Raw genomic sequence first — 24,791 nt, forward strand, 5'->3', positions numbered from 1 at the left:
TTAACATTATACTAACAAAATAAGCCGCGTCATCATCTGAAATTTTTGAATTTTATTATCCATTTTTGTTGTTTTACATCACGCCTCGCCTCATCAATAGTGAAAAAACGCTATTAACGCATGATTAACTTTTATTGAATCCATGAATTTCTATTGATTGCTTGCTTATTGATAGCCGGTTTATTGATGGACTATTTTCACTTTTACGGAGAGTCGTTCAATGAAAAATAGGCACTTTCAATTAATGACAAACACATTCAATTAATAAAAAGGTTTCTGATAATGAGTGAAAAACAACTCTCTACCAAACGGCAATTAAGACTGGGTTTAATATTACAGGGCGCAGCGGGAAATATGTCCGCATGGCGACATAAAAATGTCGTGCCAGATGCCAGTATTAATTTTGGTTTTGTTCTGGATGCGGTAAAAAAAGCCGAACAAGGGAAGTTTGATTTTGTCTTCGTGGCTGACGGCTTATATATCAATGAAAAATCGATCCCTCACTTTCTCAATCGCTTTGAACCGTTAACGCTGCTGTCCGCATTAGCCACCGTTACCACGCATATAGGTCTGGTCGGCACACTTTCGACGTCGTATTCCGAACCGTTCACCACGGCGCGTCAATTCTCCAGCCTCGACCATCTCAGCAATGGCCGCGCGGGCTGGAACGTGGTGACCTCACCGTTGGAAGGCTCGGCGAAAAACTTCTCCCGCGCACAACACCCGGAACACGCGCTGCGCTACCGTATTGCCGATGAATTCCTTCAGGTGGCAAAAGGCCTATGGGATTCCTGGGAAGACGATGCCTTTATTCGCGACCAAGCCAGCGGACAGTTCTTCGATCCCGAGAAGCTGCACACGCTACACCATAAAGGTGAATTCTTCTCCGTGCAGGGGCCGCTGAATATCGGCCGATCCGCGCAGGGCCGCCCTATTGTGTTTCAGGCTGGCGCATCGGAAGACGGCCAAAAACTGGCCGCCAAGCACGCCGATGCCATTTTCACCCATCAACACACGCTGGAAGAATCACAGCGTTATTACCGCGAGGTAAAACAGAAGCTGGAAGAAAACGGCCGCCGGGCCGATCAGCTACACATCTTTCAGGGCGTCAGCGTGATTGTTGGCAACGACGCGGAAGACGTGGAGCGTCAATATCAGGAAACCGCCCAACTGGTCACGATTGAGGACGCCCTCAATTATCTGGGGCGCTACTTTGAGCACTATGACTTCTCCCAACATCCGCTGGATGAGCCTTTCCCCGATATCGGCGATCTGGGGAAAAACAGCTTCCGTAGCACCACTGACGAAATCAAACGCAACGCGCAGGAAAAAGGCTTAACGCTGCGGCAGGTCGCGTTGGAAGCCGCATCACCACGCCCCGTATTCAGCGGCACGCCCGAACAGGTGGCGGATGGCTTACAGCTCTGGTTTGAAAACGGTGCGGCCGATGGCTTCATCATTCAGGGGGGGACGCCGGAGACACTCAACCACTTTGTCGATCGCGTGGTTCCTCTGCTGCAACAGCGCGGCCTGTTCCGTCAGGATTACGCAGGCTACACGCTGCGGGAAAATCTGGCGCTGGATTATCCGGTGAATCAATTCACGCGCTAATTTGCGCCACAGGAGATTCATCGTGAAGCGTTCCCCTTTTCTTGCTGTGACGACTCTGGCGGCCGTACTGAGCACCGTGCTGGTAACCCACGTGCAGGCGCAAGACACCGGATTCGTCAGCCGTATTGACCTGAAGGCAAATCAGAATCCCATTCGCATCGGAAAAAACGCTGAAGCCATCGCGCAGATTCCCGCTAATTTCAAATTCGTCACGCCGGGGAAGCTGACCATTGCCGTTTCAGCGCTCAGCTCGCCGCCGCTGTCGCTGCTGGCTGATGACAACAAAACGATTGTTGGCAGCGATGCCGATATTGCACGGCTGGTAGCCGACGGCCTCGGGCTGGAGCTGAAACTGGTTCCGGCCTCCTGGGAAGACTGGCCGCTAGGCATCACTGCCGGGAAATACGATGCCGCGATTTTTAATATCGCCGTGACCAAACTCCGCAAAGAGAAGTTTGATTTCGCCACGTATCGCATTGATACGCTGGGTTTCTACGTGAAATCGATCAGTAAGATTACGTCGATTAATAAGCCGGAAGACGTGGCGGGTCTGAAAGTCATTGTCGGCTCCGGCACCAATCAGGAAAACATTCTGCTGGGCTGGGATCGGCAAAACCGCGCTAACGGCCTTCCTCCTGTACAGCCGGTTTACGTCACCGACGATGCTGCCGCCAACCTGAGCATTCAGTCTGGGCGCGTCGATGCGTTTTTCGGCCCGCACTCTATCGGCGCTTATAAAGCGGCGCTGACGGGTAAAACACGCATGGTAGGCAAAGGCCCGACGGTCGCTTACGTCGCGGTCACCACGCAGAAAGGTAATGGTCTGGCCCAGCCAATCAGCACCGCCATCAATGGCGCCATCAAGAACGGCAGCTATGCGCAGGTGCTGGATCGCTGGGGTGAAGAGGATGAAAAAATCACGCAATCCGTCGTGAACCCACCGGGTATCGGCGATTAAGTAAACGCGACATACTCATAAAAGTGACGGCGTCACGAAAATCATTATAAATAATCATCTGCAAGGGAAAAACTGATGCAAAAAGAGATTGCCCACACCATCGCACCGTCATCCCACTCACATCGCCTGCGTCCATCGCGTTTGACAACGTTACTGACGGTAGCGTTGCTGCTCGGTACGCTGTTCGTAGTGACTGGCGCACAGGCGGCTATCGATCTGAAAGCCAATCAGCAGCCGATCCATGCACCGAAGAACGCAGAAGCTATCGCGCAAATACCGGCTGATTTTACCTTTGTCACACCGGGTAAATTCACCGTAGCGATTGCTGCACTGGGATCGTCACCGCCGCTAGCGTTTCTGGCCGACGACAACAAAACCGTGGTGGGCAGCGAACCGGATATTGCCCGATTGGTGGCCGACAGCCTCGGGCTGGAGTTGAACATCGTCCCCACCTCATGGGAAGACTGGCCGCTCGGTGTGACTTCCGGCAAGTACGACGCCGCCATCATCAACATTACCGTCACCAAAGCGCGCAAGGAAAAGTTTGATTTCGCCACCTACCGCGTCGACTCGCTGGGCTTCTATGTGAAATCCACCAGTAAGATTCAATCCATCAACGAAGCGAAAGACATCGCCGGACTGAAGATTATTGTTGGCTCCGGCACCAATCAGGAAGCCGTGCTGCTGGCCTGGGATAAACAGAATCGCGCCAACGGCCTGCCCGCCTTTCAGCCAATTTATGTCACGGACGATGCCGCCGCCAACCTGAGCCTGCAATCCGGTCGTTCCGACGCCTATTTCGGCCCCAACGTGATCGGGGCGTACAAAGCCGAGCTGACTGGCAAGGTTAAGCATGTCGGTACGGTCAACGGCGGCTACCCCAATGTTGCACATATCGCGGTCACCACACGTAAAGGCAGCGGGCTGGTTCAGCCAATTAATACCGCGCTGAACGGCGTGATTAAAAGTGGCGAATACGACCAGGTGCTAAATCGCTGGGGCGAAAGCATCGAACGTATCGACCGTTCAGAAATCAATCCGCCGGGACTGGGCGATTAATCCCGTCCAATGACTATCGGTACGCCACGATCGACACACCGTGGTTACCGATAGCGCGTACCCGAATGAATCAGGAGCACGTCATGTCCAACGACATCTTCATTGTTACTCAGCCCGAAGACCCTATCGTGGCCCCCATTATCGACGGCCTGTTCGCGGAATATGAGCAGCGTTATGGCGACTTTTTTGGCGAACGGGAAAACGACCCGCCGGGGATCTACCAGCAACCGCACGGCATTTTTATTGCGCTGCTGCGTCAGGGTGTACCGATTGCGACTGGCGCGTTTAAACGCTACGACAGCACCACTGCCGAAATTAAGCGCGTATGGACAGATAATGCACTGCGCCGTCAGGGGCTGGCAGGGAAAGTGATGCAAGAGCTGGAGCAACATGCCCGTCGGTTAGGCTATCAGCACTTTTTCCTGACCACCGGCTTCCGCCAGCCTGAAGCGGTGCGCCTCTACCTGAGCCACGGCTATACCCCGCAGTTCGACATCAACGTCGATCCCGTGACCTACAGCATTCCGCCTTACGATGGGCGACTGCCGTTCAAGAAAGCGCTGTTTGACGCAGCAACGCCTCGGGCTGCTCGACAAACGGAAGTCGATCTTATCGTTCGCCATGTGAAAGTGTGTTGACCCAACACGCTGCGACTCACCCTGTGCGGTGATGAAAAGCAAAGGGACATTTTTCACAATCACTTTCAAAGGGTATCGATTATGACGCAATCTCTACACACATCTTCTCAGCAAGCGCCGCTGAGCCAGGCACAGGACGCGCCGTTGCGCATCGTGCCGGCGCGCTATCCCTTTCGCTTTGCTGGCGCGCTGTTTTCGCTGTTCATTTTTGCCGGCATAGTTCAGTCGATCGCACTGAATCCGCGCTGGGAATGGGCGGTCTTTGCCGAGTGGTTTTTCAATCCGGTCATTCTCACCGGTCTGGGACAAACGCTGCTGTTGACCGCGCTGGGCACACTATTCAGCATCATTTTCGGCACCGCACTGGCGCTCGCTCGCCTTTCGCCGTCTTATCTGTTGTCCACCCTGTCGTGGCTCTATATCTGGCTGTTCCGATCGCTGCCGCTGATTCTGGTGCTGATCATTCTCTACAATTTCTCGTACCTCTATGACGAGCTGGCGCTGGGAATTCCGTTTACCTCTATCGTTTTCCTGAACTATCCGACCATTGACTTACTGGATCAATTTTCCGTCGCCGTGCTTGGCCTGACGCTGGTGCAATCTGCCTATACGGCAGAGATTATTCGCGGCGGTATTCTTGGCGTAGATGCCGGACAGTTTGAAGCCTCCGCCGCGCTCGGGCTGCCCGGTGGGCGCCGTACCGTACGCATCATTCTGCCGCAGGCGCTGCGTTCGATTCTGCCTACCGGTTTCAACGAGATCATCAGTCTGGCAAAAGGGACGTCTATCGTTTACGTGCTGGCGCTGCCGGAGCTGTTCTATACCGTTCAGGTCATCTACAACCGTACCCAGCAGGTCATTCCGCTGCTGATGGTCGCCACCATCTGGTATCTGCTGATCACCACGGTGCTATCCGTCATCCAATACTACGTGGAACGCTATGTCGCCCGTGGTGCCGTGCGTGAAATGCCGCCAACGCCGCGCCAGAGGCTCGTCCGTTTCCTGACGCGCAAGCGTACACGTTAATTCACCCGATTCTGGAGAATGAGATGAACGCATCCCAACTATTTGACGAGTAGCACAGAGGCTGAAAGACGGGGTGTGGAGCCTCGCAGATTTCCGGCATCATCGTGCCTATAACGGGATACTCATCGTTCCCCTGACTGGAGACTCCACACATGAATAACTATACCCCTGTTGGCGTTGATATCGCAAAACACCTGATTCAGGTTCACTTCATCGACAAACATAGCGGCGAAGTGGTGGATAAACAGCTGCGACGTCAGGATGTTCTGACCTTCTTCAGCAACCGTGAACCCTGCCTGATTGGTATGGAAGCCTGTGGCGGCTCTCAGCACTGGGCCCGGGAGTTGAAGAAACTTGGTCATCAGGTTCGCCTGCTTCAGGCGAAATTCGTCAAAGCCTTCCTGATGGGCAACAAGAACGATGTCATGGACTCCCGCGCCATATGGATGGCGGTCCAGCAACCGGGACGGGGGATTGCCGTAAAGAGCGAAGAGCAGCAGGCCGTTCTGGCACTGCATCGCATGCGCCGCCAGTGGGTGAAGTTCCGCACCGCGCAGACCAATGCCCTGCATGGCTTACTGCTCGAATTTGGTGAAACAGTACGCAAAGGACGTACCGCGCTGGACAAGGCTCTGCCCGTGGCGCTGGAGAGGCTGAAAAACCGCCTGCCGCTGTTCCTCATCGCCCAGATTGAAGAGCAGCACCGTCGCTTGAGTGAGCTGGATGCTCAGATTAACGGCATTGAGCAACAACTGACGGCGCTGGCGAAACAGAACGAGACCTGCCGACGGCTGATGGCTATACCCGGCGTAGGGCCACTGATAGCCACGGCGGCGGTGGCTACGATGGGCGAGGCTCATGCGTTCCGGTCGGGACGGGAGTTCGCGGCCTATGTCGGACTCGTCCCAAAACAGACCGGCACTGGCGGCAAGGTTCGCCTGCTGGGGATAAGCAAACGCGGTGACACCTACCTGCGTACGCTGTTTATCCATGGAGCGAGGGCAGCGAGCCTGTTGGCGAAAGAGCCGGGACCGTGGATAACGGAGTTAAAGAAACGGCGGCCGACCAGTGTGGCGATAGTCGCGATGGCCAACAAACTGGCGCGCACGGTGTGGGCGGTGGCGGCGCACGAACGGGAGTACCGGAAAGATTACGTCAGCATCAGGCCGTATTAACAGCGGATGCTGAAAACCATTAACCCTTAACAAAAGGATGAATGCGGAAAGGTTGCGAGGGCAGCCAGCGTGATGACGACGACAGGTAAGACCGGGACTTGCTAAACCTGAATGGTGTGTCGGGCATAAAGCCCGCCAGGAGAATAAGGAGCAAGTCGGCGAATCTCATCGAGGCCCGCGGCACAGGCTGCAATAAGGCCGGATATAGAGCTGCGACCTATCCGTCAACGTCAACACAACGGAAGCCTTGCAAACGGGATGCGTTCATATAGATTCACCATGTCTGAAGCTATTGATTATTTGGCTCATTCGCGCACCACCGCGCAGCCACAGGCAGGAAACGCTCAGGGGCTGATCGAGATCCGCAACGTGGCAAAACATTTTGGTCAGCATAAAGCGCTGGACGATATCAATTTGACGCTGGCACCCGGTTCCGTCACGGTGATCCTCGGCCCGTCCGGTTCGGGGAAATCCACGCTGCTGCGCACCATTAACCACCTTGAGCGGGTTGACGACGGCTTTATCCGCATCGACGGCGACTACATCGGCTATCGCCGCAAAGGGAATACGCTCTATGAATTGAAAGAAAAGGACGTGCTACGTCAGCGCATCAACGTCGGTTATGTGTTCCAGAACTTCAATCTGTTCCCCCACCTTTCCGTGTTGGAGAACATCATTGAAGCCCCGCTGGCGCATAAGCTGTATTCACGTCAGGAGGCCGAAGATATCGCCTTTACTCTGCTGGAAAGCGTCGGCCTGCGCCATAAAGCGCAATCTTATCCCCGCCATCTGTCTGGCGGTCAGCAGCAGCGTGTTGCCATTGCTCGTGCGCTGGCGCTTAAGCCGAAAGTCATGCTATTTGACGAACCGACGTCCGCGCTCGATCCCGAACTGGTCGGCGAAGTGCTGGACGTGATCAAATCACTTGCCCGCTCCGGCGTGACGCTGGTCGTCGTCACACATGAAATCGGCTTTGCACGTGAAGTCGCTGACCGCGTGGTGTTTATGGTCGATGGAAAAATCGTCGAAAGCGGGGATTCCTGGCAGGTGCTGAACAATCCCCGTCACCCACGGACGATCAATTTTTTGAATAAGGTGCTGTGAGGAAAAGGAGAAGGTGAGTTATCGATTGAATATTAATCAGGCCCACCGTAGTGAGCCTGATTACATGATGCATGGATTACGTTTCAACCATATTTTCTGGCGAATTCTTCATCAGAATCGCACAGGTAAATAATAAATTCTACAAGCGCAATAAGCGTTGGGATAAACGTCCAGAAAAAAAGTAAATATAAAATCCCTTGTCCGACTTTTCCTAAATAGAATTTATGGGCACCAAAACCGCCGAGAAAAGCAGCAAATAGTGCAGCAGAGATTCTGTTTTTCTCGCCTTTACCGCTAGCTTGCGTGGCACCACACTGCGGGCATGCTTTCGCTGTGCTATGGATTTGCTTACCGCATCCTCGGCAAAACACCATGGAAGACATAATAATTAGACTCCTAATAATATTTTATACTAATTTTAACTTTATTTACTACTATACAACCCCACCCCAGGCAATCAACAGCGTACTGCGTCGTGATTTATACACCACTGATTTTCAGTGTTCAATTTAAAACTATCATGTTAACGGTATACATAGCACGACAGCGCTCGCGAATCGATGGTGTCGATTAAGGACGGTAAATGATAAAAATCACACAAGTCAGGATAGCATTGTGAGGATTTGGTAAATAAAGCGGATTATTTAATTAATAGCTGGAAGACATCATTGGAGTCCCGCTGGCGCATCCCCTATTTCACACGTTTACCCGACTCATCAGTGACTTTTTCTCCATCTTCTTTTGTGAATGCGCCTTGCTGCGGATTGGGGAGAATATCCAGCACCCGTTCTGATGGACGACATAGCCGGGTTCCTCGAGGGGTAACCACAATCGGACGATTGATCAGGATCGGATAGTGCAACATAAAATCAAGGAGTTGCTCGTCAGTAAAGCGTTCTTCCGCCAGCCCCAATAATGCGTAAGGTTCTACGTTTTGGCGCAACAAGGTACGCACCGTTATTCCCATGTCGCCAATCAGTGTGACTAGTTCATCACGGGAAGGCGGCGTATCAAGATAGTAAATAATCGTGGGTTCTGTGCCGCTGTTACGAATCATCTCGAGTGTATTACGCGAGGTGCCGCAGTCTGGGTTGTGATAAATCGTTATTTTGCTCATATCAATATCTCATTACAACGTGATGGATAGCCGCAGCGCCAGTGCAGCCAACGTGACAAACAGCACAGGCAGCGTCATGACAATCCCAGTGCGGACATAGTATCCCCAACTGATCGTCATGTTTTTCTGTGATAACACATGCAACCAAAGCAGTGTCGCCAGGCTACCAATAGGGGTGATTTTGGGGCCCAAATCGCAACCAATGACGTTGGCATAAATCATCGCGTCTTTGACAACACCGGATGCCGTGCTGCCGTCGATGGATAAGGCGCCAATCAACACGGTGGGCATATTGTTCATGATTGAGGAAAGCAGTGCGGTCATAAAGCCCGTGCCCAGTGTGGCAGTCCACAGCCCTTTCTCCGCAAACAGATTCAGAATGCTGGAAAGATATTCCGTTAACCCCGCGTTACGCAGGCCATAGACCACTAAATACATACCGAGCGAGAAGATTACGATCTGCCACGGCGCGCCACGCAGTACCTTACCCGTATTGATGGCATGACCTTTTTTTGCCACTGCAAGCAGAATAGCGGCGCCCACGGCCGCAATGGCGCTGACGGGAATACCCAACGGTTCAAGGACGAAGAATCCTGTAAGCAGAAGCACTAAAACAATCCACCCTGCTCTGAACGTTGCCAGGTCTTTAATGGCGCTAGCGGGTGCTTTCAGCCGCGATACATCATAGGTTGCGGGGATATCCTTGCGAAAGAATAAATGCAGCATAACCAGCGTCGCGAGAATCGCTGCGATATCGACAGGTACCATGACCGAGGCATATTCAGTAAAACCGAGGCTGAAAAAATCGGCAGACACAATATTAACCAAATTAGACACAATGAGCGGCAGGCTAGCCGTGTCGGCAATAAATCCGGCAGCCATAACAAACGCCAACGTCGTGCCTTTACTGAAGCCCAGTGCCAATAACATAGCAATCACAATCGGCGTGAGGATGAGCGCCGCGCCATCGTTGGCAAACAACGCAGAAACAGCCGCTCCCAACAAGACAATCCAGGTAAACAGCAGACGCCCGCGTCCGTTTCCCCATCGGGATACGTGCAGTGCCGCCCATTCGAAAAAACCCGATTCATCGAGCAATAGGCTGATAATAATCACCGCAATAAACGTCGCCGTCGCGTTCCAGACGATATCCCAGACAATCGGAATATCACTGAGATGAATAACCCCGCTAAGCAGCGCGAATATTGCACCGATACTGGCACTCCAACCGATACCCAGGCCTCTGGGTTGCCAGATCACAAAGATCAACGTCAGCAAAAATATTATCCCTGCCAGTAGCATACTTAGCCCAATCACATATGTATAAATGAATGTGTTTTTTTATCTTCAGCATGAAGAAGAAACGGATGTAGCCAGACACAGGCGCACGTCATCACGCAGGCATTGCCATGCGGTATGAATCGTTTCTGCGGCCCAGGCAGGCATGTGTGGAGACAATCGATAATGAATCCATTTCCCTTCTCGGCGATCAAGAACTAAACCTGACTCACGCAATATCCCCATATGACGGGAAATTTTAGGTTGAGACTCCGTGGTGGCCGCGCAGATATCACAGACGCACAATTCTCCCGCTTCTCTGAGCAGCAGGATGATGGATAGCCGAGTTTCATCGGAAAGGATTTTGAAAAGTTGGACGGGCTGTAGCATCTTGGGTTCTCAATACACTCAGTTAACACATATGATAAATCACATATGTTAACTTTAAAACCGCCCAATGCAAAATACGATCAGATAAGGCAAAGCAAGAATGACGCAGTGATTTGACAACAGTAGAGCCACTGCGTCCTTACATGATTACTCAAGCGATAATCGTTCAGCATACGGACTGCTATAAACCTGAACCATCACGCTTTTATCCGTATCAAACGTCGCCACCGTCACAACGTCATGAGTGCCGGCCGTTCGCCAGCATTCAGCCTCAACATCGCAACGTTTCTGCTTCTCATAACCTATCGACGTCAAATAGGTGTGAACCTTGCCAGTATCGTCAGTGCCATAGAAGTTCACCGTCCATACTTTAGCTTCCGGGCCCGTTACGTTCGAAAAATTGAAGTCATAGTGGTTTGTAATGCGCGGCATGTTTTTCAAAATATCCGGGGTATAGAACGCATATTCCCTTTTATCCTGCTCGGTAGAGTGCGCGCTGCTGGCAAAATTCATGTTGATATACGGCCATATCGTACCGATCACAGTAGCAACACCAATGATGCCGATCGCTGCAAAAAACTTCAGCGATTTACTCATAGCCCTAGTGTCCTATTTTTTGCTGAGTCGATAAAAGATCCATCTCGGCTAGCGACACCTACATTTCCAGATTCGAAGTCGTTGTAGGGAGTGACCATTTGCATAAATGGCGGTAAAACTCCCCTATACGGTCTGGCGTTATTGGGAAATCGTTCAGGATCGGGGAAAAGGAGTGGTGTGAATCTATCGTTTTTGAAAGAACCGATCTTACCGTAATAATCCCATCGTTTAAGTGCTTCTTCGAAGCAGCGGCTTTAGTGCCATCCAGTATTTCGTAGCGTTTACTCATCCTTAAGTCTCCTTCCCTTTTTAACTGAAGATAAACAATGCATTATCTGTTTAAGCGGTATTGTAAACAACTTGCTCGTTTGGCCTGAAACTTTTGTACCCATGGCATGAAGCTAAAATTAAATCGCGACCAATCCTCGCACGCCGTCCTGTTCCATCGTTTCACCTCGTCCGCGCTGGATGATTTCCCCGCGTGACATCACCAGATAGCTGTCCGCCAGCTCGGCGGCGAAGTCGTAAAACTGCTCGACCAGCAGAATCGCCATGTCTCCACGCTGCGCCAGTTGGCGAATCACCGCGCCAATCTCTTTGATCACCGACGGCTGTATGCCTTCTGTCGGCTCATCCAGAATCAACAACTGTGGTTTACAGGCCAGCGCACGCCCAATGGCTAATTGCTGCTGTTGCCCGCCGGACAAATCGCCGCCGCGCCGCTGTTTCATCTCATCCAGCACCGGAAAAAGCTGGTAGATCTCATCCGGCACCTGCCGCGCCTGTTTACCGGGAAAGCGCGACAGCCCCATCAGCAGGTTTTCTTCTACCGTCAGACGAGGAAAAATTTCCCGTCCTTGCGGTACATAGGCAATGCCAGCCTGCACACGCTGGTAAGGCTTGCGCGTATTGATCGCTTCGCCCTGCCAGCGAATCGTGCCGGATTTCGCCGGAATCAGCCCCATCAGGCATTTCAGCAGCGTGGTTTTCCCCACACCGTTGCGCCCTAACAGGCAGGTAATTTCGCCGGCTTTGACCTCAAAGGACAGGCCGCGCAGGATGTGGCTGCCGCCGTAGTATTGATTCAGTTCAGCAATCTCTAACATGTTAGCGCCCCAGATAAACGTCAATCACCAGCTCATTCGCCTGCACCTCGCGCAGCGACCCTTCCGCCAGCACCTGCCCCTGATGCAGCACGGTGACACGATCGGCAATGCTCTCGACAAAACCCATATCGTGCTCCACCACCATCAGCGAGTGTTTACCCGCCAGACTGCGGAACAGTTCGGCGGTGTACGCCGTTTCTGCGTCGGTCATCCCCGCCGCAGGTTCATCGAGCAGCAGCAGATGGGGTTCCTGTACCAGCAGCATGCCGATCTCCAGAAACTGTTTTTGCCCGTGCGACAGCAGCCCTGCGGGTCGCTGCCGTTCATGACCGAGTCGCAACAACGTCAGCGCTTCGTCAATCCGGTCACGCTGCTCGCTGTTTAGTTTGGCACGCAGACTCGCCCACACCGATTTGTCGGTTTTCAGCGCAATATCGAGGTTTTCAAATACCGTCAGCGCTTCAAACACCGTCGGTTTTTGGAATTTCCGCCCAATTCCCGCGCGGGCTATTTCTACCGGAGATAGCATCGTCAGGTCGGTGTACTGATCGTAAAACGCGTTGCCGTTGTCGGGTCGCGTTTTACCGGTGATGACATCCATCAGCGTGGTTTTTCCCGCGCCGTTGGGGCCGATAATGCAACGCAGCTCTCCCACGCCAATCTGCAACGACAGATCGGTGAGCGCTCGGAAACCATCAAAGCTCACGTTAATCTTGTCGAGTTGCAGCACCGGATCGGTCTGATGACGATGACGATCCGACGGGTGCGGCTGTGCAAACATGGGTTGTTCAAACATGGATTGTGTAAACATCGGCTGAGCGGCAACCGTGTGCGCAGGCTCGGAGATAGATGGCACAGATAAAGACTCAGTCATGTTTTTTCCTCGTCAGCAAGCCAATCACGCCACGCGGCAAAAACAGCGTGACGAGAATAAACATCAGTCCCAAAAAGAACAGCCAGTATTCAGGGAAGGCCACGGTAAACCAACTTTTCGCCCCGTTGACGATGCCCGCGCCAAGTAGCGCTCCGATCAGCGTTCCACGCCCGCCCAGCGCCACCCAAATAGCCGCCTCGATGGAGTTGGTCGGCGACATTTCGCCAGGATTGATAATACCGACCTGCGGCACATACAGCGCCCCCGCTAGCCCGCACAGCACGGCGGAAAGTGTCCAGACAAACAACTTGAAGCCTTTCGGATCGTAGCCGCAGAACATCAGACGATTTTCCGCATCACGCACCGCCGTCAGCACACGGCCAAATTTACTGCGCGCCAACGCAAAGCCCACCAGCAGGCTAGCCATTAACAACAACACGGTGGCGACAAACAGCCCGATGCGCGTCCCCGTCGCTGTAATAGGGAAACCGAGCAGCGTGGTAAAACCGGTAAATCCGTTATTACCACCAAAACCGGTTTCGTTACGGAAGAACAGCAGCATGCCCGCGTAGGTCAGCGCCTGCGTCATGATCGAGAAATACACGCCCTTAATTTTGGAGCGGAACGCAAACCAGCCGAAGACAAAAGCCAGCACGCCCGGCACCAGTACAATCAGGCACAGCGCCCAGGCGAAATACTGGGTTCCCGCCCAGAACCACGGCAGTTCCGTCCACGACAGAAAGGACATAAACGCAGGCATTCCTTCACCCGCAGCCTGTCGCATCAGGTACATGCCCATCGCGTAACCACCCAGCGCGAAAAACAGGCCGTGTCCGAGCGACAGCAGCCCGGCATAGCCCCACACCAGATCCAGCGCGACGGCAACAATCGCATAGCACAAGATTTTGCCGATCAACGTCAGCGTATAAGTCGACATCGCCAGCGGATTCTCTGCGGGCAACAGCGCGAGGAACGGCAGCGTCAGCAAAACCAGAAAAGCGATCGAACCGAGGCCAAATATCAGTCGCGGCGCGCGCTGCGTCAGGGTTATCGTCATGGGTTGCGTAATAGGTTGCGTCATCAGTCAATCACCCGTCCTTTGAATGCAAACAGCCCCTGTGGCCGCTTCTGAATAAACAGTACGATCAGCACCAGAATGACAATTTTGCCCAACACGGCACCGATCTGCGGCTCCAGCACTTTGTTGAGAATGCCGAGGCTGAATGCAGCCACCACCGTTCCGGCAAGCTGCCCGACGCCCCCCAGCACCACAACAAGGAATGAATCGATGATGTAGCCCTGTCCCAGTTCCGGCCCGACGTTGCCTAGCTGCGACAGAGCCACACCGCCCAACCCGGCGATACCGGATCCCAGCCCAAAGGCCAGCATATCGACGCGTCCGGTCGGCACACCGCAGCAGTCCGCCATCGCCCGATTTTGCGTCACCGCACGGACATTCATGCCGAGGCGAGTTTTATTGAGCAATAACCAAGTGAGCAGCAGCACACCGAGGACAAACAGGATCACCGAGATGCGGTTATACGGCAGCACCAGATTCGGCAACAGACGTAGCCCGCCGGACAGCCACGCGGGGTTCGCCACTTCCAGATTTTGCGTACCGAACAGCATCCGCACCAGTTGAATCAGCATCAGGCTAATCCCCCAGGTCGCCAGCAGCGTTTCCAGCGGTCGGCCATACAGATGACGGATCACCGTACGTTCCAGCGCCATACCGACGCCAGCCGTAATGAAGAAGGCGACAGGCAACGCCAGCAGCGGATAGTACGCCAGCCAGTCGGGGGCAAACTGCTGGCACAGCGACTGCACCAGCCAGGTTGCGTATGCTCCCAACATCAGCATTTCGCCGTGCGCCATGTTGATGACGCCCAACAGCCCATACGTGATCGCCAGCCCCAGCGCCGCCAGCAGCAAAATAGAACCGAGTGACAGTCCGGTGAATGCTTGCCCCAGCAGATCGCCGACGATCAAACTTTGCTTAATCTGATCCAAACTTTCCTGCGCCGCCGCACGCACGCCGGTATCCGGCTCGTTTTGCGCCTGTGTCAACGGCTGTAAGCGTGCCTGCATTTGTGGATCGCCGGTCTGCCCTAAGCGTTTGACCGCCTCCAGACGTATCAACGGATTGGGATCGCTTAACTGCCGGGTCGCAATCGCGGTATTCAGCGCATCGTGCACTTGCGCATCTTTTTCTACCTCAAGTCGCTGCACCAACAGCGGCAATTGGTCCGCACTGCTCTCGCTTTGCAACTGCCGTACGGCATTCAGACGCGTTGCGGCATCGTCGCTAACAAGCTGATGTGAGGCCAGCGCGGTGGCAATTAGCACACGCAGGCGGTTATTCATAAACAGCTTTTTGGTCGCACCAACCGGCTCCGCGTGTCCTTCCAGCGGCGTTAACGTCCCCTGCACATCCCTAAATGGCTGTTGGTTCTGATCGAGCACCACGGATTCATCGCGCAGTGCCTGTAACAGCGGTAAACGGGCGGGATCCGGCGCAACGGCCCATTGTTGCAACAGTTCGGCCTGCTGCGTGCGGTTGGCCGCGGCGAAATCAGCCGCCGACCCGGCCTGTGCCAGCAGAGGAAGCATCAGACACAGCGACAGCACAAACGTAGATAATCGACAGCTCATCATCGCAATGTCCGCCATATAAGAGAGAGAATATCCCGTCCGGTATGCTGGACGGGGGAAAGATGACGCTTACTGTGCGGCTTTGATTGGATGATCGGGTTTCTTATCGTTACCGGCGATGTACGGGCTCCACGGCTGCGCGCGAACCGTTTTATCCGTTTGCCAGACCACGTTGAACTGACCGTTTTCCTCAATCTCTCCAATCATCACCGGCTTGTGCAGATGGTGGTTGGTCTTGTCCATCGTCAGCGTAAAACCATCCGGTGCGGCAAAGGTCTGACCGGCCATCGCGGCGCGGACTTTATCCACGTCTGTCGTACCCGCTTTCTCTACCGCCTGCGCCCACATATGAATGCCTACATAAGTGGCTTCCATCGGATCGTTAGTGACCACCGTGCCTGCGTTCGGCAGATTTTTCGCTTTGGCATAGGCTTTGTAGGCTTCGACGAAGTCGGCATTGGTTGGGTTATCTACCGATTCAAAGTAGTTCCACGCGGCTAAATGGCCGACCAGCGGCTTGGTGTCGATCCCGCGCAGTTCTTCTTCACCGACCGAGAACGCGACAACCGGCACATCCGTCGCTTTGATTCCCTGATTTGCCAGCTCTTTATAGAACGGCACGTTGGAGTCACCGTTGATGGTGGACACCACCGCCGTCTTGCCGCCCGTCGAGAACTTCTTAATATTGGCAACAATGGTCTGGTAATCGCTGTGACCAAACGGCGTATAAACTTCCTCAATATCTTTGTCCTGCACGCCTTTGGAATGCAGGAAGGCGCGCAAAATCTTATTGGTGGTACGCGGATACACATAGTCGGTACCCAGCAGGAAGAAGCGTTTCGCCGCCCCGCCGTCTTCGCTCATCAGGTATTCCACCGCAGGAATCGCCTGCTGATTCGGTGCGGCGCCGGTGTAGAACACGTTCGGCGACATCTCTTCACCTTCATACTGCACCGGGTAGAACAGCAATCCGTTCAGTTCCTCAAACACCGGCAGAACCGATTTACGTGACACCGATGTCCAGCAGCCGAACACCACCGCTGCTTTATCCTGCGTCAGCAGCTGGCGGGCTTTTTCGGCAAACAGCGGCCAGTTTGATGCCGGATCGACCACCACCGGTTCCAGTTTTTTACCCAACACGCCGCCTTTGGCGTTGATTTCATCAATGGTCATCAGCGCCACATCCTTCAGCGGCGTTTCCGAAATCGCCATCGTGCCGGACAGTGAATGCATAATGCCGACTTTGATGGTGTCCGCCGCCTCCACGCTCCAGGTCAACCCCATGCCAACCACCGTCGCAGAAAGCGCAAAAACTTTTAGCAATGAACGTCTTTTCATTTATTAGCCCTTAAGTCGTGTTGAGTGAGAATGGAATCGTGTGATGCATCAGATGAAATGCCTTCCGTTGAAACAGATGGCATTGAAACGGATGACATTGAAACGGATTGCGGTGAAGCAGATTGAGGCCGCGCCTGCTGTAGCATGTGCAGGGTGATCTTCCTGACTTCGGCCTTACTGACGGCAATGTGGTCGGTCAGAATGCGCTGCGCCTCCTCGGTGTGTTGCTGTAGTATCGCCAGCAGAATGCGGGCGTGCTCTTTATAGGTCGCGTCGATACGATCCTCGCGGGTAAAATCGAGACGCCGAATAATGCGAATTTTCTCCGTCAGCTCGCCGTGAACCCGCGCCATTTCGCTATTGCCTGCCGCTGTTACTAGCCCGCGGTGAAACCCTTCGTCGTAGCGGGAAACGATCTTGCCGTCATCCAGACGCGGTTCTTCAATCCAGAAGCGTTTCAGATCCGTCAATAGCTCGGCACAGCGCCCCGGCGGCATTCCGCACAGCCGTCGAATGGCTTCACGCTCCAGCACGATGCGGAAGTCATACAGTTCTTCGAAATAGGCGAAATCAAACGGACGAACCTGCCAGCCGCTGCGGAAATAGACTTCGACATAGCCTTCCCGCTCCAGCCAGAACAGTGCCTGACGCACTGGCGTACGGCTGACCGACATCCGCTCGGCAATTTCATTTTCACTAAAGCGGTCGCCCGGCATCAGGCGAAAGTCAAAAATGTCGTTTTTCAGTGCTTGATACACCCGCTCTGCCAGTGCTTCCGGGCGATCTTTATTGCTCTTTTGGGTACCTGCTCGCATCGTTTTCTTCGCCTCGCCGTTTGTTACCGTTCGTCCGTTTATTCAGGGCATGCTTATTTCAGCCAGCCTTTTTGTCCCAGTGCCTACTCCAACCACAGCAAGGCATCGCCGGGGCTGACCGGCCGTCCCGGCTGGCAACCGATGCGCTTCACCCGGCCAGACTGCGGCGCGCTAATCGTCAGTTCCATCTTCATGGCTTCGACGATAATCAGCGGCTGTCCGGCTTCGATGACATCCCCCACCTTCACCAGCACTTTCCAGATGTTGCCATTCATGTCTGCACTGACCTGAAACGCATCGTCATCGTTCTCTACCGGCTCAGCCGATATCGCCTCCTGTTGCGCGCTGTCATCCTCCTGCTGCCACAGCGCCACTTCCGTTTCAAACGCGGTAGCCTGACGCTGGCGGAATGCGGCAATATCGTCGGCCTGCTCCGTCAGGAAATGGGTGTGTTCAGCGAAATCAAATTCGGTTTCTTCGATGTGGATCGCAGCACGTCCTTCGCGGAAATCCTCACGCAACGTGGTCAGTTCTGCTTCACTGACCGGGTAAAACCGCACCTGATCGAAGAAACGCAGCAGCCACGGTTCATCTGCAATGAACTGATCGTTTTTGAGAAATTTGTTCCAGATAGGCAGCGTGCGCCCCACCAGTTGATAGCCACCCGGTGAATCCATGCCATAGATGCACATGTACATGCCACCGATGCCGACGGTGCCTTCAGCGGTAAAGGTGCGTGCCGGATTGTATTTGGAACTCAATAAGCGATGGCGCGGATCGACTGGCACCGCACAAGGCGCGCCGAGATAAACGTCGCCCAGCCCCAGAATCAGGTAGCTGGCATCAAAAATGATGTCTCGCACATCCTCACGGCTCGCTAATCCGTTAATACGCTGAATGAAATCGACGTTATTCGGCAGCCACGGCGCGCTGGGGCGTACGGTTTCGCGGTAGCGCTCCACCGCACCGAGTGTGGCGCTGTCTTCAAACGCCATCGGCAAATGGACGATGCGCGACGGCACTTTCATCTGGCTAACGTCGCCCAACTGATGTTCCAGATGCAGCAATACGTCCAACAACGCCTGTTGGCGGATAACCTGACTGTCATAACGCACCTGTAGCGACCGCACGCCGGGAGACAGTTCTTCGATCCCTGCGGTTTCGGAGGCACGAATCGCAGCCATCAGGAGATGGACGCGCAACCGCAGCGCCAGATCCAACACGTTGTCGCCGTATTCAATCAGAACGTAGTTATCTCCTGCCTGACGATACACGGCAGCGGGGGTGGTCGCGGTGGCGGCCACGGCAGCCAACACCGTTGCAGAGCCGTGTTCTGTCGTCGCCAGCGAGGGCACGTCAAATGCAGGTATCTGCGTCATACCCAGTGTGGCAATACGATCAGACTGCGCCTGTTCCAACGCCAGCGCTTCATCTGCGCTGATAGGATGGAAACGGATACGATCGCCCGGCTTAACCTGACCGACTTTCCACAGTTCCGCTTTAGCAATGGTGACCGGACAGACAAATCCGCCCAGACTCGGGCCGTCCCGCGTGAGGATCACCGGGAAATCACCGGTAAAATTCACCGCGCCGATTGCGTATTCACAGTCGTGAACGTTGGAAGGATGGAGACCCGCCTCACCGCCGTTCGCCCGCGTCCAGGTGGGTTTCGGCCCGACCAGTCGCACGCCCAACCGGTTCGAGTTGTAGTGCACCTGCCATTCCGCCGCGAAAAATTCGTCGATTGCCGCGTGGGTAAAGAAATCCGGCGCGCCGTGCGGGCCATAGAGCACGCCAATACGCCACTCATCGCCATACTGCGGAATCAGCGCGGCGTCCACCGCTTGCGGCTCGCTCACGGGCGCAGGCGTGGTGCAGGCGGGCAATGCCGGTTGAGAGATCGCCAACATATCGGCCACGCGCAGCGTTCGTCCGGCATGACCGCCAAATTCCCCCAGTGCAAAGGTCGAACGGCTACCGAGATATTGCGGCACATCAATGCCGTTACGCACTGCCAGATAGGTGCGACAGCCGGACTGCGCGCGACCCAGTGCCAGAGTTTGTCCCGCCGTTACCGTAACGGGTTGCCAGTATGGCACCGTTTCCCCATCCAGCGTCGCCGGGCAATCCGCCCCCGTCAGCGCAATCACTGACTCGCGGTGGAAACGCAGCGTCGGGCCTTGTAGCGTAAATTCCAGTCCGGCGGCAGTTTCATCGTTGCCGACAATACGGTTCGCCAGACGGAACGCAAAATCATCCATCGGGCCAGACGGCGGCACGCCGATGTCCCAGTAGCCGAGGCGTCCAGGGTAGTCCTGCACGCTGCTCCAGGTGCCGGGTTGAACCACCTCAATCACCGAGGCCGATGGCGTAAAGCTATCGAGCATCCGCGTCCACACGGTTCCGCTGCGGAACGCCTCAGTGGCGATAATCTGGCGCAGGTAATCGAGATTGGTGGCAATGCCGTGCAAACGCGTGGCATTCAGCGCCTGCTGCATCTTCTCCAACGCCAGCTCACGGGTCTCTGCGTGAACGATCAGCTTGGCGATCATCGGATCGTAATACGCCGACACCTCGGTGCCGGTACTCACCCAGCCGTCAACCCGCACGCCAACAGGAAACGCCACTTCGGTCAGCACGCCGGGGCTGGGTTGGAAATTTTTCAGTGGATCTTCCGCGTAAATGCGGACTTCAATCGCGGCACCACGCGGTGCCTGCGTCAATTGCGCCCAGTCCAGCGGTTCATCCGCCGCGACGCGCAGCATACATTCGACCAAATCTAGCCCGGTGACACACTCCGTTACCGGGTGTTCCACCTGCAAACGGGTATTCACTTCAAGGAAGAAAAACGCATCACGTTCGGCATCGTAGATATATTCCACCGTTCCCGCGCTGCGATAGCTAACCAGCTCACCCAGCTTTACCGCCGAGGCCAGCAGCGCCGCTCGCGTGCTTTCCGGCAAATGCGGTGCGGGCGTTTCTTCCACGACTTTCTGGTTGCGCCGCTGCAATGAGCAATCACGTTCGCCCAATGCCACCACGCGGCCTTTACCATCGCCAAAAATCTGGACTTCGACGTGACGCGCCCGATCGATACAGCGTTCGAGGAACACACCCGCATCGCTGAAGAACTGCTCACCCAGACGACGCACGCTCTCCCACGCGGTCTGTAGCGCCACGGCATCGGCACAGCGCGTCAGGCCGATGCCACCGCCCCCAGCGGTGCTTTTCAACATGACCGGATAGCCGATGTCTGCGGCGGCGGCCAGTGCATCCTCCAGCGAGGCCAGCAACGGTGTTCCCGGCGTCATCGGCACACCCGCGGCAGCGGCTAATTCACGGGCACGGTGCTTCAGACCAAATTCACCAATTTGCTGGGCGGTTGGCCCAACAAACGCAATACCGGCCTTTTCACACGCCGCAGCAAACGGCAGGCTCTCGGACAGAAAACCATAGCCCGGCCAGACAGCCTCTGCCCCTGTCTGCTGTGCGGCGGCAAGCACTTTGTCGATACACAGATAGCTGTCGCTGGCCTTTTCGCCGCCAATCGATACGGCGATGTCGGCCTCTTTCACGTGTTGTGCGTTTTTATCCGCGTCGGAATAAATCGCCACGCTGGTGATACCCAGGCGCTTCAGCGTGCGTATGGCGCGGCAGGCAATTTCCCCTCGGTTAGCGATCAGTACGGTCTTAAACATGAGACGCCTCCTGATGAGCAAGCCAGTGACGCCAGCCGCCGAATTCAGTGATATCCACGGCATCGTTCAGCGCTGCCGGTTCGCAAATAAAGCCTTTTACCTGCCGTCCATCGGCTAACGTCAGCGTACCAATACCCAGCGGCGCCGGAATTTCCGCGACAAACTCGCCAAAATGCGCCAGCGGAATGTCCCACAGCTCGACGATAATCGCCGCGCCGTCGTTGCTTTTCGCTAAACCAGGCTTGGCTGGTTGTGTATTCGCCAGCGCATAAAGACGATAGTTCTCCGCCGTGCGCGTCTCTTCCACCCACACGGCATCGCGGCGGGTCAGTTGATGGTTCAGCGGCATGCCCGTCAGGTGCGCCCCGACGACAGCAAGGCGGACGTGTGATTTAGAAAACGGCAAGGTGGCCGATCCCGCTGGCAGCATTTTTCCTGTTGCCCCCAGCGGAAGCGCCAGCTGTGCTTGCCAACGCAGGCCAAAGCTCGCTAATGCACGGTCGTGCCAGGCAGGCGCAATCAGCGTGATCCCCGCAGGCAAGCCATCGGAACGGAAAGGTGCTGGCAGCGCCAGCGCCGAGAGATCGGCCAGATTAGTAAAGTTGGTGTAGGCACCCAACTGAGAGTTGTAGCGTACCGGTTCCTGCTTCATCGCTTCACGCGTGTGGATTGTCGGCGAGGTCGGCACGACCAATGCGTCGAACGATGCCAGCGCTTGCTGAATCTGACGCGCCAGTTCGGCACGCAGGTATTCTGCCCTGAACGCCTCTACCGCGCTGAAGCGTTCGCCGCTGGCCACAATACCGTGCACCACCGGATCCATGTTCTCTGGCTGCCGCAGCATGTCGCCCACCGCGACGGTGCGCTCTGCCACCCAGGGGCCTTGATACAGTTGGTCGGCTAGCTGCGTGAAAATACTGAAATCGATCGGATGCAGCGTCGCGCCCGCCGCTTCCAGTTCGACCAACGCCTGCTGCCATGCAGCCTGTGCGACAACGTCGGCAAAGAAAGTCGGATCGCTGGGAATAGCAAAACGCGGCTGCGCTGGCAGCGCCGCAGGCGCGCTGGCGGTATGGCTGCGCGAGTAGGCATCCGCAGCATCGTACCCGCCAGCCAGTTCAGCGACGGTAAACGCATCCTCGACGGTTAGCGCAAACACGGAGATGGTGTCGTTCAGGCGGCAGGCTGGCACCACACCACTTGCCGATAACCACCCTTTCGTCGGCTTCAGGCCGACAACATTGTTAAACCCGGCAGGAACGCGCCCCGACCCGGCGGTATCGGTTCCTAGGGAAAAAGCAACCAGCCCGCGCGCCAGTACCGAAGCCGACCCTGAGCTGGAACCGCCGCTGATGTACTCGGCGTTAAAGGTGTTCGGCACTTCACCGAACGGTGAGCGAGTGCCGACCAGACCGGTCGCAAACTGATCAAGATTGGTTTTGCCAATGACAATTGCTCCTGCCGCTTTCAGTTTGGCAACGGCAGTGGCATCTTCGTCAGCCAGATAGGTAAATGCCGGGCATGCCGCGCTCGTTGGCCAGCCTGCGACATCAATATTATCTTTGACGGCAAAAGGAACGCCAAACAGCGGCAGCGCATCGGGATTTTCACGATACCGAGGCAATAGCGCCGCGATTTGTGCCTGAAGCAATTCAGGCGTCGCGAGCGCGATCCACGCGGGATCGTCCGTCGACAAGCTGGCGAGCAGCGCGCCTAGCGTTTCACCAACGCGATCGGCCTGCTGTTGGTAATGCTGTTTCCATTCCTGAAGCGTGAGTCCTGTCATTCTCGGCATGATGTGAATCCCATCTGGTATACAAGATTGAATTCACTAAAGCGAAAACCATGCCAGCTTTTATTTCATTGATTTATATACTGTTAAAATAAATCGCCGCATTGCGATGCACAGAAAAGGAACAACCGTGCGCCATCGCGGAGCACGGTTGCAAAAAAGCGTGGGTCATTGATACAGGGAAAATGCTTCTCTCAGGCGATCTTTTTCGCGGCCTGCTGCGCCAGAATCGACAGTTCCGTCGCCTTAAAGATATGTGCTTGCGACATCGCAAGCTCGGTACGCTCACGGCAATCACGCAGAAAATCCGGGAAAAAGGCGCGTTCGACGCGGCCTGCGGGGGTAAAGCGCTGTTCCCCCTTGCCATTCACCAGATAGACGACGTTGCTTTCACCGCGCGTCAGATCGACGTATTTCCTGATTTCGATGTAGCCTTCCGTCCCCAGTATCGTCAGGCGGCCGTCGCCCCAGACGCTCAACCCATCCGGCGTAAACCAGTCACAGCGAAAATAGCCCGTTGCCCCATTGTCACCCAGCAGCATCGCGTCGCCAAAATCCTCAAATTCTGGCTGGTGCGGATGATGATAATTCGCCGTCTGGCTGGTCACCACTTGTGCATCGGTGTTGCCGGTAAAATAGAGAAACTGTTCAATCTGGTGAATACCGATATCGCAGAGGATCCCGCCGTATTGACGCTTTTGATAAAACCAGTCAGGCCGCGCGCCGCGTTCACGGTGCGGGCCAACGCCGATCGTCTGAATCACGCGACCAATTTCCCCCCGTTGCACCAGTTCACCAGCAAACAGCGCACTATCCACATTGATGCGTTCATTAAAGTACACAGCAAATTTTCGACCGGTTTCCGCGACGCGACGCTGGACAGCATCCAACTGATCCAGCGAGGTCAGCGGCGGTTTGGCAGTGAAGAAATCTTTGCCTGCATCCAACGTGCGCAGCGCCAGTTCGGCTCGGTCACAGGGAATGACCGCACAGGCAATAAGATCGATAGACGCATCGGCAATCAGTTGCTCCGCAGAATCAGCAAAAGGAACAGAAGGAAAAAGCGAGATGAATTTTTCCCGATGATGCGGATCGGACTCGAACACGCCGACCAGTTCCGCTCCTGCATCAACCAGTTGCCGACACATGTCATAAATGTGGTTGTGCGCTAACCCAATCGCCGCAAATCGAATCTTTTTCATCTTCACCTCTGCCGATGTCGCCATGCCAAACCACAACAATAAGGTGGAAACCGGGCAGGCTAAAGACAAAAGCCGCGTAACGCGTTAGAATTTTTCCTGTTTTTTTAACATATCCACATTTTCTGCAACGCAACCAAAGATAACCATGAAAAGAAAACGTATTCTGATCCCCCTCATCCTGCTGATCCTGTTTGTGCTCTATCTGAATCGCGATGCGTTGAATCCCTTTGCGCCTGACTGTAAAAACCTCCCGGCGAATCAACCCAAGCCCGAAGAGTGTAAAAAACCCGTGAAAGAAGTCGCTCCCGGTTTTGAAATCTAATGCGTTGAAAATCTCATGCTTTGAAATTTAAGCGAGCGC

Annotated in this window: 22 protein-coding genes and 1 pseudogene; 8 read left to right on the forward strand and 15 right to left on the reverse strand. The window is 54.8% G+C overall.

The genetic code is table 11. The features are described 5' to 3' along the window. The first annotated feature begins 282 nt into the window (after positions 1-282). The 7 genes from NAL19_RS10845 (at position 283) to NAL19_RS10875 (ending at position 7,571) form a co-directional block, all read left to right on the forward strand. Entirely contained in the window at positions 283-1,611 is a 1,329-nt protein-coding gene (locus tag NAL19_RS10845; RefSeq protein ID WP_225084739.1) for an LLM class flavin-dependent oxidoreductase, read from the forward strand. A 22-nt stretch (positions 1,612-1,633) separates the two neighbouring features. Next, positions 1,634-2,569 (forward strand): ABC transporter substrate-binding protein, encoded by a 936-nt coding sequence (locus NAL19_RS10850; protein WP_263057329.1) that lies wholly within the window; start codon positions 1,634-1,636, stop codon positions 2,567-2,569. A 75-nt stretch (positions 2,570-2,644) separates the two neighbouring features. After that, complete coding sequence (locus NAL19_RS10855) at positions 2,645-3,628, forward strand: ABC transporter substrate-binding protein (RefSeq protein ID WP_263057330.1); 984 nt, start codon at positions 2,645-2,647, stop codon at positions 3,626-3,628. Between the two features lie 83 nt (positions 3,629-3,711). Next, complete coding sequence (locus NAL19_RS10860; RefSeq protein WP_263057331.1) at positions 3,712-4,266, forward strand: GNAT family N-acetyltransferase; 555 nt, start codon at positions 3,712-3,714, stop codon at positions 4,264-4,266. 81 nt (positions 4,267-4,347) lie between these two features. Continuing rightward, positions 4,348-5,292 carry an amino acid ABC transporter permease gene (locus NAL19_RS10865; RefSeq protein WP_263057332.1) on the forward strand — a complete coding sequence of 315 codons (945 nt, stop codon included), beginning with the start codon at positions 4,348-4,350 and terminating at the stop codon, positions 5,290-5,292. A gap of 152 nt (positions 5,293-5,444) precedes the next feature. After that, positions 5,445-6,467, forward strand: a complete 1,023-nt coding sequence (locus NAL19_RS10870) for an IS110 family transposase (RefSeq protein ID WP_263057333.1) — start codon at positions 5,445-5,447, stop codon at positions 6,465-6,467. 279 nt (positions 6,468-6,746) lie between these two features. Continuing rightward, positions 6,747-7,571 carry an amino acid ABC transporter ATP-binding protein gene (locus tag NAL19_RS10875; RefSeq protein ID WP_284144896.1) on the forward strand — a complete coding sequence of 275 codons (825 nt, stop codon included), beginning with the start codon at positions 6,747-6,749 and terminating at the stop codon, positions 7,569-7,571. An 83-nt stretch (positions 7,572-7,654) separates the two neighbouring features. On the opposite strand, the gene NAL19_RS10880 is transcribed toward NAL19_RS10875, so the two are convergent. From NAL19_RS10880 to NAL19_RS10950, 15 genes and pseudogenes are all read right to left on the reverse strand, one after another. Then, positions 7,655-7,954 (reverse strand): TM2 domain-containing protein, encoded by a 300-nt coding sequence (locus tag NAL19_RS10880; protein WP_039467335.1) that lies wholly within the window; start codon positions 7,952-7,954, stop codon positions 7,655-7,657. Between the two features lie 308 nt (positions 7,955-8,262). Then, positions 8,263-8,688 (reverse strand): glutaredoxin-dependent arsenate reductase, encoded by a 426-nt coding sequence (gene arsC, locus NAL19_RS10885; protein ID WP_225084744.1) that lies wholly within the window; start codon positions 8,686-8,688, stop codon positions 8,263-8,265. A 12-nt stretch (positions 8,689-8,700) separates the two neighbouring features. After that, on the reverse strand, positions 8,701-9,990 hold the full coding sequence (locus tag NAL19_RS10890; RefSeq protein ID WP_263057334.1) for an arsenic transporter: 1,290 nt from the start codon (positions 9,988-9,990) through the stop codon (positions 8,701-8,703). Between the two features lie 45 nt (positions 9,991-10,035). Beyond that, entirely contained in the window at positions 10,036-10,356 is a 321-nt protein-coding gene (locus tag NAL19_RS10895) for a metalloregulator ArsR/SmtB family transcription factor (RefSeq protein ID WP_225084746.1), read from the reverse strand. Positions 10,357-10,503: 147 nt separating this feature from the next. Continuing rightward, positions 10,504-10,953: a hypothetical protein gene (locus tag NAL19_RS10900; protein WP_225084747.1), complete on the reverse strand. Its 450-nt coding sequence runs from the start codon at positions 10,951-10,953 to the stop codon at positions 10,504-10,506. Continuing rightward, a pseudogene (locus tag NAL19_RS10905) lies at positions 10,950-11,195 on the reverse strand (hypothetical protein); the annotation flags it as partial. The pseudogene NAL19_RS10905 and the gene NAL19_RS10900, both read right to left, overlap by 4 nt. 165 nt (positions 11,196-11,360) lie before the next feature. After that, complete coding sequence (urtE, locus tag NAL19_RS10910; RefSeq protein ID WP_225084748.1) at positions 11,361-12,059, reverse strand: urea ABC transporter ATP-binding subunit UrtE; 699 nt, start codon at positions 12,057-12,059, stop codon at positions 11,361-11,363. Position 12,060: 1 nt separating this feature from the next. After that, a complete protein-coding gene (gene urtD, locus NAL19_RS10915) occupies positions 12,061-12,855 on the reverse strand; it encodes an urea ABC transporter ATP-binding protein UrtD (RefSeq protein WP_263059698.1) in 795 nt (264 codons plus the stop codon). Positions 12,856-12,925: 70 nt separating this feature from the next. Further along, a complete protein-coding gene (urtC, locus tag NAL19_RS10920) occupies positions 12,926-14,002 on the reverse strand; it encodes an urea ABC transporter permease subunit UrtC (RefSeq protein ID WP_263059699.1) in 1,077 nt (358 codons plus the stop codon). An 11-nt stretch (positions 14,003-14,013) separates the two neighbouring features. Further along, the gene (gene urtB / locus NAL19_RS10925; RefSeq protein ID WP_263057335.1) at positions 14,014-15,603 is read right to left on the reverse strand and encodes an urea ABC transporter permease subunit UrtB; all 1,590 of its coding nucleotides are present in this window, start codon (positions 15,601-15,603) and stop codon (positions 14,014-14,016) included. Between the two features lie 51 nt (positions 15,604-15,654). Next, on the reverse strand, positions 15,655-16,923 hold the full coding sequence (urtA, locus tag NAL19_RS10930; RefSeq protein WP_263057336.1) for an urea ABC transporter substrate-binding protein: 1,269 nt from the start codon (positions 16,921-16,923) through the stop codon (positions 15,655-15,657). Next, on the reverse strand, positions 16,920-17,738 hold the full coding sequence (locus tag NAL19_RS10935) for a GntR family transcriptional regulator (RefSeq protein WP_263057337.1): 819 nt from the start codon (positions 17,736-17,738) through the stop codon (positions 16,920-16,922). The genes urtA and NAL19_RS10935 overlap by 4 nt, the downstream gene beginning before the upstream one ends. 83 nt (positions 17,739-17,821) lie before the next feature. Next, the gene (gene uca, locus NAL19_RS10940; RefSeq protein WP_263057338.1) at positions 17,822-21,436 is read right to left on the reverse strand and encodes an urea carboxylase; all 3,615 of its coding nucleotides are present in this window, start codon (positions 21,434-21,436) and stop codon (positions 17,822-17,824) included. Beyond that, complete coding sequence (gene atzF / locus NAL19_RS10945; protein ID WP_263057339.1) at positions 21,429-23,231, reverse strand: allophanate hydrolase; 1,803 nt, start codon at positions 23,229-23,231, stop codon at positions 21,429-21,431. Before atzF ends, uca begins: the two co-directional genes overlap by 8 nt. A 191-nt stretch (positions 23,232-23,422) precedes the next feature. Then, the gene (locus NAL19_RS10950; RefSeq protein WP_263057340.1) at positions 23,423-24,430 is read right to left on the reverse strand and encodes a Gfo/Idh/MocA family protein; all 1,008 of its coding nucleotides are present in this window, start codon (positions 24,428-24,430) and stop codon (positions 23,423-23,425) included. 145 nt (positions 24,431-24,575) lie between these two features. Here NAL19_RS10950 and NAL19_RS10955 point away from each other — a divergent pair, with 145 nt between their 5' ends. Further along, positions 24,576-24,752, forward strand: a complete 177-nt coding sequence (locus tag NAL19_RS10955) for a hypothetical protein (protein WP_180740915.1) — start codon at positions 24,576-24,578, stop codon at positions 24,750-24,752. Positions 24,753-24,791 lie beyond the last annotated feature (39 nt).

Source organism: Pectobacterium sp. F1-1 (assembly GCF_025643735.1).
GTDB classification, from domain to species: Bacteria; Pseudomonadota; Gammaproteobacteria; order Enterobacterales; family Enterobacteriaceae; genus Pectobacterium; species Pectobacterium colocasium.

What these genes read in the sequence shown, in the direction of transcription:
- NAL19_RS10845 (WP_225084739.1), top strand. Translation starts at nt 283, where the DNA reads ATGAGTGAAAAACAACTCTCTACCAAACGGCAATTAAGACTGGGTTTA.
- NAL19_RS10855 (WP_263057330.1), top strand. Translation starts at nt 2,645, where the DNA reads ATGCAAAAAGAGATTGCCCACACCATCGCACCGTCATCCCACTCACAT.
- NAL19_RS10860 (WP_263057331.1), top strand. Translation starts at nt 3,712, where the DNA reads ATGTCCAACGACATCTTCATTGTTACTCAGCCCGAAGACCCTATCGTG.
- NAL19_RS10865 (WP_263057332.1), top strand. Translation starts at nt 4,348, where the DNA reads ATGACGCAATCTCTACACACATCTTCTCAGCAAGCGCCGCTGAGCCAG.
- NAL19_RS10870 (WP_263057333.1), top strand. Translation starts at nt 5,445, where the DNA reads ATGAATAACTATACCCCTGTTGGCGTTGATATCGCAAAACACCTGATT.
- NAL19_RS10875 (WP_284144896.1), top strand. Translation starts at nt 6,747, where the DNA reads ATGTCTGAAGCTATTGATTATTTGGCTCATTCGCGCACCACCGCGCAG.
- NAL19_RS10880 (WP_039467335.1), bottom strand. Translation starts at nt 7,954, where the DNA reads ATGTCTTCCATGGTGTTTTGCCGAGGATGCGGTAAGCAAATCCATAGC.
- arsC (WP_225084744.1), bottom strand. Translation starts at nt 8,688, where the DNA reads ATGAGCAAAATAACGATTTATCACAACCCAGACTGCGGCACCTCGCGT.
- NAL19_RS10890 (WP_263057334.1), bottom strand. Translation starts at nt 9,990, where the DNA reads ATGCTACTGGCAGGGATAATATTTTTGCTGACGTTGATCTTTGTGATC.
- NAL19_RS10895 (WP_225084746.1), bottom strand. Translation starts at nt 10,356, where the DNA reads ATGCTACAGCCCGTCCAACTTTTCAAAATCCTTTCCGATGAAACTCGG.
- NAL19_RS10900 (WP_225084747.1), bottom strand. Translation starts at nt 10,953, where the DNA reads ATGAGTAAATCGCTGAAGTTTTTTGCAGCGATCGGCATCATTGGTGTT.
- urtE (WP_225084748.1), bottom strand. Translation starts at nt 12,059, where the DNA reads ATGTTAGAGATTGCTGAACTGAATCAATACTACGGCGGCAGCCACATC.
- urtD (WP_263059698.1), bottom strand. Translation starts at nt 12,855, where the DNA reads ATGTTTGAACAACCCATGTTTGCACAGCCGCACCCGTCGGATCGTCAT.
- urtB (WP_263057335.1), bottom strand. Translation starts at nt 15,603, where the DNA reads ATGGCGGACATTGCGATGATGAGCTGTCGATTATCTACGTTTGTGCTG.
- urtA (WP_263057336.1), bottom strand. Translation starts at nt 16,923, where the DNA reads ATGAAAAGACGTTCATTGCTAAAAGTTTTTGCGCTTTCTGCGACGGTG.
- NAL19_RS10935 (WP_263057337.1), bottom strand. Translation starts at nt 17,738, where the DNA reads ATGCGAGCAGGTACCCAAAAGAGCAATAAAGATCGCCCGGAAGCACTG.
- uca (WP_263057338.1), bottom strand. Translation starts at nt 21,436, where the DNA reads ATGTTTAAGACCGTACTGATCGCTAACCGAGGGGAAATTGCCTGCCGC.
- atzF (WP_263057339.1), bottom strand. Translation starts at nt 23,231, where the DNA reads ATGCCGAGAATGACAGGACTCACGCTTCAGGAATGGAAACAGCATTAC.
- NAL19_RS10950 (WP_263057340.1), bottom strand. Translation starts at nt 24,430, where the DNA reads ATGAAAAAGATTCGATTTGCGGCGATTGGGTTAGCGCACAACCACATT.
- NAL19_RS10955 (WP_180740915.1), top strand. Translation starts at nt 24,576, where the DNA reads ATGAAAAGAAAACGTATTCTGATCCCCCTCATCCTGCTGATCCTGTTT.